The 9257-nt window shown below is 36.8% G+C and carries 7 protein-coding genes and 1 pseudogene; 1 reads left to right on the plus strand and 7 read right to left on the minus strand.

The annotated features are described in order from the left end of the window. Positions 1-7: 7 nt before the first annotated feature. The gene (locus RMR19_RS19665) at positions 8-1210 is read left to right on the plus strand and encodes an MFS transporter (protein WP_310605209.1); all 1203 of its coding nucleotides are present in this window, start codon (positions 8-10) and stop codon (positions 1208-1210) included. Positions 1211-1741: 531 nt separating this feature from the next. Here the strand turns inward: RMR19_RS19665 and RMR19_RS19670 are convergent. From RMR19_RS19670 to RMR19_RS19700, 7 genes and pseudogenes are all read right to left on the minus strand, one after another. Continuing rightward, positions 1742-3283 (minus strand): GxxExxY protein, encoded by a 1542-nt coding sequence (locus RMR19_RS19670; RefSeq protein WP_310605210.1) that lies wholly within the window; start codon positions 3281-3283, stop codon positions 1742-1744. 80 nt (positions 3284-3363) lie between these two features. Next, on the minus strand, positions 3364-4644 hold the full coding sequence (gene hemL / locus RMR19_RS19675) for a glutamate-1-semialdehyde 2,1-aminomutase (RefSeq protein WP_310605211.1): 1281 nt from the start codon (positions 4642-4644) through the stop codon (positions 3364-3366). A 55-nt stretch (positions 4645-4699) separates the two neighbouring features. Next, complete coding sequence (hemB, locus tag RMR19_RS19680; protein WP_310605212.1) at positions 4700-5683, minus strand: porphobilinogen synthase; 984 nt, start codon at positions 5681-5683, stop codon at positions 4700-4702. A gap of 20 nt (positions 5684-5703) precedes the next feature. Beyond that, on the minus strand, positions 5704-7242 hold the full coding sequence (cobA, locus tag RMR19_RS19685; RefSeq protein WP_310605213.1) for a uroporphyrinogen-III C-methyltransferase: 1539 nt from the start codon (positions 7240-7242) through the stop codon (positions 5704-5706). A 93-nt stretch (positions 7243-7335) separates the two neighbouring features. After that, on the minus strand, positions 7336-8226 hold the full coding sequence (gene hemC, locus RMR19_RS19690) for a hydroxymethylbilane synthase (protein ID WP_310605214.1): 891 nt from the start codon (positions 8224-8226) through the stop codon (positions 7336-7338). Positions 8227-8515: 289 nt separating this feature from the next. Then, positions 8516-8977 carry a precorrin-2 dehydrogenase/sirohydrochlorin ferrochelatase family protein gene (locus RMR19_RS19695; protein WP_310605215.1) on the minus strand — a complete coding sequence of 154 codons (462 nt, stop codon included), beginning with the start codon at positions 8975-8977 and terminating at the stop codon, positions 8516-8518. A gap of 16 nt (positions 8978-8993) precedes the next feature. Further along, positions 8994-9257, minus strand: a pseudogene (locus tag RMR19_RS19700) (hypothetical protein); the annotation flags it as partial.

Consider the following 9257-nt stretch of genomic DNA (forward strand, 5'->3'; position numbering starts at 1 on the left):
CTTTTCATTGAAAGACAAATATCAAAAAACATTATATGCATGTTTTGTAGGTTATGTTGTTCAAGCAATTGTTAACAATTTTGTTCCTTTGCTTTTCCTTACTTTACAATCAACCTACCATATTTCTTTACCAAAAATAACATTTTTAGTAACAATTAATTTTGGACTACAACTTATTGTGGATTTATTATCCATCGGCTTTGTAGATAAAATCGGCTATCGTGCCTCAGCTTTAATTGCTCATGTCTTCACTGCATCTGGATTAATATTATTGACAATTCTTCCAGATTTATTACCAAATGCCTATGCAGGAATATTCATATCCGTTATAATTTACGCTATCGGTGGTGGGCTCCTTGAAGTGTTAATCAGCCCAATTGTAGAGGCTTGTCCAACAGATAACAAAGAGAAAGCCATGAGTCTGCTTCACTCCTTCTATTGTTGGGGACATGTAGGTGTTGTACTATTATCTACAATATTCTTTGCTGTTTTCGGTATACATAACTGGAAGGTGCTTGCTATCTTCTGGGCTATCATTCCGATAATAAATGTATTTGCATTTGCTAAAGTTCCAATCGCGTCTCTTATCGAGGAGGATGAAACTAGCTTACGTATTAAAGACCTTGCTCATGCAAAAATCTTCTGGGTTTTAATGCTTCTTATGGTTTGTGCTGGTGCATGCGAGCAAGCTGTAAGCCAATGGGCATCTACTTTCGCAGAAAAGGGATTACAAGTTAGCAAAACGGTTGGCGACCTTGCTGGCCCAATGTTATTCGCTATCCTTATGGGAACTTCTCGTGCCATATACGGAAAATACGGTCATAAGATAAATCTGAATCGCTTTATGTTACTCAGTGGTTTCACTTGTATCGTATCCTACCTTGTTATATCACTTTCTCCCTATCCATTCCTTGGACTTATAGGTTGTGGTTTATGCGGTTTATCTGTAGGTATCTTATGGCCAGGAACATTCAGCATCGCTTCCGCTTCAATACGAGGTGGCGGAACTGCTATGTTTGCACTCCTCGCTCTTGCTGGTGACCTTGGTTGTTCTGGCGGCCCGACGTTTGTTGGTTTAGTATCCAGTGCTTTTTCTGATAACTTGAAAGCAGGAATTTTGGGGGCTATTGTGTTTCCTGTGCTTCTTATTCTTGGGATTTGGATGCTTGGAAGGATGCGAAAAACGACGATTAAAAATTCAGAAGTTTAAATGTCAATATTTTTATTAATTTGATATTTTATGTTTTATGTTATAATATATAGATATTAATAACCTAACACAATATTGCTACACGAAAGGAGTTAACAGTCAATGGAAGGCATAGCGTTTGTTTCAATTATTTGCTTGATTCTTGAGTTTATTATATGTTTATATCGAAAATATATAATAGCAATACTACTCCCTATTATTGTACTTTCGATAACCGTAATTTTTCCCATTAATACATTAATCGGAATCATTGTATTCTTTTTTAGTTTTTTAATGTTATTGATTTTTTATATTACACGATTGTTGAAAAAGATAAATAGTAAATTTTAAGCTAGTACGCTCATCTTAAACACAAAAACACTATATAAGACTATTTCCAATCTTATATAGTGTTTATTTTTTGTTCCCTATCTAAAAACTCCACAGCTAAAAAACTATTTCCGACTTACTCAGGTAAGTTTGCTATGGTTCAATTAACAAGAAACCGTGTATTTTTCAAGACTTTCAAGTATAATACTGCCGAATGTCTCCTCACAAAATCACTTCAAAAAGCTTCTTATCCTCAACCGTTACCCAATCTGAAGATTTTTCTTTGCTTTTATTGAAATTAAATACCAATAAATATCCAATATCTATATTCTGAATGTGCAGATATCTTGCTAATTGCTCTCTACCTTTTTCATGATATTTCTCACCATTCCAGAGCTTGAGTTCAACTATATATTTATGTTTGTTGTATATAACAACTACATCCAGACGCCTGTTCTCTCTTGTCTGTGGCTCTACAAAGTAAAATCCTTTTCCATTTAATATGGGTTTTAAGTAAGCAAGAAAGATAAGCCTTCCTTGAGACTCATAAAACTTTTCATCCTCACTTCGATACTCCTCGTACATAAAGTCCTGAAACTTTAGAAGTATACGCTCCATATCCAAATCATCTGCTTTCGTAAACTGGTTTAATTCATTTTCTGATATTCGAACTTGTAGTTTTCGTATATTACTTTTCTCTGTCATATAGCCATAAATAAGCTCCTCGAAAATCTTATTATGAATTACAACTTTGCCTTTATCATTTCTAAATATTCCATACATAATTCCTGCTTCATATGAGAAAGGATGAAAGCTGATATGACTGCCAGATAGAAGTAACTCATTAGTTACTGATTTAATATCCTCATTGTTTTCAATGTTCTTAATCACATCTTCAAATAAAGTATTCTTTTCATTCAAAATAGCTTTGACCGCCATATAGATACTTTCTTCTGTCCAAACAGCACCCAGCTTTTCATCCACAGTTTTACAGATGTCACTTACCAAATAAGGATATCCACTTGTAAACATATGAATTTGTTCTGCAATCGCATTTACATCAAAACCAATACCAGTCTCCGACTGATAGTCAAGTAACATACTTCCTATTTCGTGAGCATTAAAAGACATATCAACTTCAAACTTAGCTGCTATATTCCACGGGCTGTTGAATCTTTTATCACTCTCATCACGCATTGCAAGCTTTAATGTTCTTACATCGTGTACTCCAGCCAAAATAACACTTTGAAATGTAAAATCTTTATTTGCACTCGCAGACAGATATTTATTCCTAAGCACTCCAAGGAATTGTAGAAATATTCTGTTATTGCTACTCTTATCTACCTCATCAATAAGCAAAACTATTTTTTTCCGTGATTCCAATACAAATTCGGTGATAGCATCAGAAAGCTCTCCAAAATTTTTCGATGTATTGTACTTTAATAAAAGTTGATGCGTCTCCTTGTCTGTAAATCTTATGGAGTCCGCAAAGGTTTTAAACACTCTTTTGCAAAATCCTTCTTCTGTATCAAATAAATTATCACCAACACCTTCAAAACTGCTATCAATTACTGCATATTTTTCAGAAAGCGCTTCTCGTAAAACATTAAGAGTAGTGGTTTTACCAAACTGTCTAGGGCGATTTATGGTAAAGTATTCTCCCTCATCTACCATAGTCACAATTTGCTCTATTTTATCTGATATGTCTACCATATAATGCTTATCCTTAACGCATAAGCCTGTTATGTTAAATTTCTTTTTCATATGGTTTACCTCACTTTCAAAGAACTTCTTCATACACTACATATATCATACCAAAGCAAAGCCATAAAACCAACCATTTCTTATTCAAAAAACTCCTCTACATCCCCCAAATATCTCCGAATATCCTCTTCCGTATGAGCCACAGACAAGAATATTGCCTCAAACTGGCTTGGTGCAAGATAGTGACCTCTATTCAGCATATGATTAAAATACTTACCAAACATCACAGTATCAGATGTTTTCGCTGATTCATAATCTACTACTGGCTCTTTCGTAAAGAACATACAACTTAATGAACCAATTCCATTTACTACACATGGTATCTGATATTTCTCTATTAATTCTCTTAATCCTGCACGCAATTTCTCGCCATTTTCATTAATTTTGCTATAGATTTCTGGGTGTTCTTTTAGAATTCTGAGTTGTGTAATTCCTGCGTGCATCGCTACTGGATTTCCACTTAATGTACCTGCTTGATATACTGCTCCTACTGGAGATACAACTTGCATTACATCTTTACGTCCTCCATAAGCTCCAACTGGCATTCCACCGCCTATAATCTTGCCATAGGTAATTAAATCTGGTGTAACGCCAAAGTAGCCTGATGCCCCCTCTAACTGCAAACGAAATCCTGTAATTACTTCATCAAATATTAACAGTGCACCTTCTCTTGTACAGATGTCTCGAAGTCCTTGCAAGAATCCTTCCTGTGGTTCGACAACACCCATATTTGCTGCAACTGGCTCAACGATTAAACATGCTACTTCACCCTTGTTCTCTGCAAATAATTTTTCCACACTTTCAAGATTATTATAGATTGCTGTTAATGTATCTTCTGCACAACCTGCTGGTACACCTGCACTGTCAGGTACGCCTGATGTCATAACTCCTGAACCTGCTTTCACAAGCATTGCATCCGCATGTCCATGATAGCAACCTTCGAATTTTAATACTTTATTTCGTCCTGTATAGCCTCTCGCAACACGAATTGCACTCATAACTGCTTCTGTTCCTGAGTTTACCATACGAACCATCTCAATAGCTGGTACGATATCACAAATTAGTTTTGCCATCTCTACTTCGATTTCAGTAGCAGCACCAAAACTAAGACCTTTCTCAATCGCTTCCTGTACTGCCGCCTGTACTTGCTCATTCTTATGACCAAGAATCATTGGCCCCCATGAACCAATGTAATCAACATATTGATTGCCATCCACATCATAGATGTATTGTTTTTCAGCTCGTTCTATAAACCTTGGATTTTTTCCAACTGCTTGAAATGCACGCACCGGACTGTTTACGCCTCCTGGAATTTTCTCTACTGCTTCTTTGAATAAACGTTCTGATTTATCTGTTTTCATGTTTACCTCCATGCAATGTATATCGCAAGCTTACTTGCGATGTTACTCTACTAACTTATCCGATTCTTCCTTCGTCAATATATCCTGCAATCTCTTTCGCATAATAGGAAATCAAAATGTCCGCTCCTGCACGAAACATACTAATTGCAGATTCTCCAACAATTGCTGCTTCATCTATATATCCTGCTGCCGCTGCTGCCTTAATCATCGAGTACTCTCCACTTACGCTATATACTGCACATGGCACTGGAAAACGTTCTGAAATCTCTTTCACAATATCAAGATATGCAAGCCCCGGTTTTACCATAAGAATATCAGCACCCTCAGCAATATCTAATTCTGCTTCCTTAATCGCTTCCCTTTTATTATGATAATCCATCTGATACGTTTTACGATCACCAAATGCTGGTGCAGAACCAGCCGCTTCACGAAATGGCCCATAGAACGCGGAGGAATACTTCACTGCATAAGACATAATTGGTGTATTCGTATATCCTGCCCCATCTAACATATTTCGAATTGCTAATATTCTTCCGTCCATCATATCGGAAGGTGCAACCATATCTGCTCCTGCTTGCACATGCGATAGAGAAGTCTTTGCTAGTAATTCAAGCGTGCTATCATTGTCAACCATTTGGTCATGCAATAATCCACAATGACCATGGGAAGTATATTCACATAGGCAAACATCTGTAATGAGATATAAATCAGGAAACTCTCTCTTTGCAAACTCAAGTGCTTTCTGTACAACACCATCTTGCGCCCAAGCACCACTACCGCATGCATCTTTATGCTCCGGAATTCCAAAGAATAGCACTCCACGAACTCCTGATTTTTGAACACGTTCCAATTCATATGCTAATGTATCCAAACTATAGCGGTACTGACCGGGCATAGCTGAGATTTCTTCTTTTATATTATGACCTTCTTTTACGAAAATCGGATAGATTAATCCATTCTTTGAAACTCTTGTTTCTCTTACCATGTCACGAAGTATCTGACTTCCTCGTAATCTTCTTGGTCTATTTAGTAAATCCATAGGTATCACGATTCCTTTCTTTATTGATTAAGCAACTCTGCTAAACATTCTACCATACTATCAATCGTAGCTTTCTTTGAAATATAAACCTGCATTCCATATTCATTTGCCACTTTTGCTGTTTGTTCCCCGATACAGATTGCCTTAATCTTTGTATAGTTCATATCACTAAGACATGATACGGTTGCTTTAACGCAAGAAGCACTTGTGAACATCATATAGTCTATCGTCTCATTTTCTACACCTGTTACAATTCGTGTTGCCAAGTCCTCATTCACGCAATACTCTGTATGATACACCGCAACATCTTCATACTTCATTTTATTCTCTTCTAAAACTTCAACCAACTCTTCTGTCGCACTATAGGCTCTATATAATGTTATATCTATATCTTTACCGTATGTAGTAATCAAACCTTTTGCTAAATCTCTACCACAATATGTATCTGGCATATAATCCGCTTCTATACCATGAAGTCGCAATTCTTTTCTCGTTGCATTACCAACTACTCCGAATCTAATATTTGCTGTATATAACTGGCGAATATCCTTCTTTGCTACTGCTAATAAAGAAAAGAAACTCTCTACACCCTTTGGACTGGTAAATAAAATCCATTGTTCTGTGTTTCGATCTGTAATTTTATCAAGACTTCTTGTAAAGCAATCTATGTCATTTTCACCATCTAATGTTACTGTTCTAATCGCCGGCATCTCAATAACATGAGCACCTTGTGAGCGTAATTTCTCTGTAAGACAAGAGCTCTTTTCTTTCGGTCTTGTCACTACAACTTGAAGCCCTGCAAGTGGTTGTTTTTCAACCCACGCAAATGAGTTTGACAAACTACACACTTGCCCTACTACAATAATTGCAGGTGTTTGAATATTTGCTTCGTCTGCCTCTTTCTTTAATGTCGCTACTGTAGCAACAACTCTTCTTTGCTTCGCACTTGTTCCTCTTTCAAGTACAGCCGCTGGCATATTTTCGTCCATACCGGCTTCCATTAATGAATTACATATCTCTTCAAGTGCTCCAATTCCCATAAGAAATACAAGTGTTGCATTCATTTTAACCAATGCATCATATTGGATTCTTGATACCCCGCCTTTTCTTGCATGCCCTGTGATAATGTGAACAGAAGATGTGAAATCTCTATGGGTAACTGGTATTCCTGCATATGCCGCAACAGAAACAGCCGATGTAATCCCAGGTACAACTTCATATGCGATGTTATGCTGGACTAACAATTCTAACTCTTCTCCACCTCTTCCGAATACAAAAGGGTCTCCTCCCTTTAAACGCACAACACGTTTTCCATCTAACGCTTCCTCTAGCAGAATCTTATTGATCTCCTCTTGTGGTACTAAATGATTATTTGCACGTTTTCCTACATTAATCTTCTTCGCCGAAGACGGAATTATTGCTGCGATTTCATCACTTACAAGTGCATCATAAACAACAACTTCTGCACGCTCAAGTATTTCTTTTCCCTTTATCGTTAGTAAACCTATATCACCAGGCCCAGCTCCAACAAGCCAAACTTTTCCTGCTTTATCTTCCATATTGGTAAATCAGCCCCTTTCATAATACTTATTTTCTTAGCCAATTGTGAAACTCTAAATATGCTTGACTGCTTCTTGATTAACATACATTAACTAATCTTTCTTTAACTGCTTCGCTAATGTCTCACCTAGTTTACCTGCATTCTCTATCTCACCATGAATACTTCCAATGCAAATATCTTCGCTATCCTCTTCACAATATAATCCCTGTAACATAATTTCATTGCCTTGTATCTGTGCATATGCCGCAATAGGGGAAGAACACCCTCCATTCAATGCCGTCACAAATGCTCGCTCACACGTTGAGATAATTTCCGATTCCCTATCTAAAAATGTATCCAAAAACGAATAATCAAAATCTCTTCTCCCTTGAATCGCCAAGATTCCCTGACCTGCTGCTGGAATCATCTCATCCGTCGATAACACTCTTGTAACGATATGTTCTAATCCAAGTCTTTTAATTCCTGCCAACGCAAGAATAATTCCATTATAATTTTGCTCTTCCATCTTTTTAAGTCTAGTCTGAACATTTCCACGAATCGTTTCAAATTGTAGATTCGGATATAACTTCTTTAACTGAAGTACTCTTCGTTTACTAGAAGAGCCAATAATCCCGTTTTCAATTTCTATGTCAAAACCGTCTTTAAGTATCAATGCATCTCTAGGGTCTTCACGTTTTGAAAAACCAATCAAAGGCAAATCTTCTGGCACTTCCATTGGCATATCCTTTAAACTATGTACAGATAAATCAATTCTGCCTTCTCTAAGGGCAATATCTAATTCCTTAACAAACAGACCTTTTCCACCAACCTTATCAAGACTCCTATCTAATATTCTATCGCCTGTCGTTTTCATTGTAACTAATTCTAACTCAATCTCTGGATGCGCTTTCTTGATAGCCGCCATAACAATCTCTGACTGCGTAACTGCAAGTTTACTTTCCCTACTACCAATTCTAATTTTCTTACCAATCATACTTTTCATATCTGTCCTCTCTGCATTATGTATAAAAAAATTAACTTATCCTATAATTTAAGCATTTATTTCTCTTATTATTCTACATCCAATCTATATTGTGCATCACTAAAGTAAAATTATTCCACATGCAACCTCTACCTATGTATCAGCAACGTATATAGGCAAAACTTCAACACCTATCCCTACACACTTAGAAGTCCTTAGGTGTGTAGCGTGTTTCGTGCTATCGTACAGCAACGAAGAAGTTTCGAAAGCCTACAAAGTTTTGCCTCTAATGTTTTGCCTCTCAAACTACCTACACCATAGATTTTAACACACTTTTTATCTTATCGGTAACTTTCTTGGCAAGATGATGATTTGTTCCACTCGCCGTTACGCCAACAACAACTGAATCCACTTTCGCAATACCAGGAAAATAAAATGTGGATTCCTCTTTACTATCTGCCACGCTAACAGGGATTGCTAACTTTGCACACTCTAATCCTACTTGATGATTTATCATTCTTTGATTTGTAGCCGTTACCACAATTGTTGCTCCTACAACATCATTTTCTTGGTAGGCACGAGCATACCAAACTATTTTTTTCTCTTCTGCTAATTTCTTAATTTCATCTGAAACTTCTGGTGCAATTACTTCTATATTACAACCAAATGAACACAATGTCTGTACCCTTCTAGTCGCAATTACTCCGCCACCTATTACAACTACACGCTTATCCGTTAAATCAATAAATATAGGAAAATATGCTTGTTCCATCATTACACGTCCTTATTTACATTTTCTTAGATGCCTCTTCAATTGCCTCAAGACATGCATTCCACTGTCTTTTATCAAGGTTATCCTTCAAACCATACAAAAGATTCGTCACAACTTTATTCGATGCCGCCTTCACAAGCTTCTTAATCTCCTCTGTCGATTCCGAATCATTAATAATCTTCTTCATCTGCTTATCAATTCGATTTACTACACTTACAGAAGATGTTCTCCCAACACTTTGGATTAACGGTATGTATTCCCTAAACAGATACCATGAACT

Origin of the sequence: Anaerosporobacter sp., assembly GCF_031551385.1 — a bacterium.
GTDB lineage: Bacteria > Bacillota > Clostridia > Lachnospirales > Lachnospiraceae > Anaerosporobacter.

Bases quoted from the DNA above. Each gene is read 5' to 3' on its own strand.
- cobA (WP_310605213.1), bottom strand. From the start codon at position 7,242: ATGGAAGATAAAGCAGGAAAAGTTTGGCTTGTTGGAGCTGGGCCTGGT.
- hemL (WP_310605211.1), bottom strand. From the start codon at position 4,644: ATGAAAACAGATAAATCAGAACGTTTATTCAAAGAAGCAGTAGAGAAA.
- RMR19_RS19670 (WP_310605210.1), bottom strand. From the start codon at position 3,283: ATGAAAAAGAAATTTAACATAACAGGCTTATGCGTTAAGGATAAGCAT.
- hemB (WP_310605212.1), bottom strand. From the start codon at position 5,683: ATGGATTTACTAAATAGACCAAGAAGATTACGAGGAAGTCAGATACTT.
- hemC (WP_310605214.1), bottom strand. From the start codon at position 8,226: ATGAAAAGTATGATTGGTAAGAAAATTAGAATTGGTAGTAGGGAAAGT.
- RMR19_RS19695 (WP_310605215.1), bottom strand. From the start codon at position 8,977: ATGGAACAAGCATATTTTCCTATATTTATTGATTTAACGGATAAGCGT.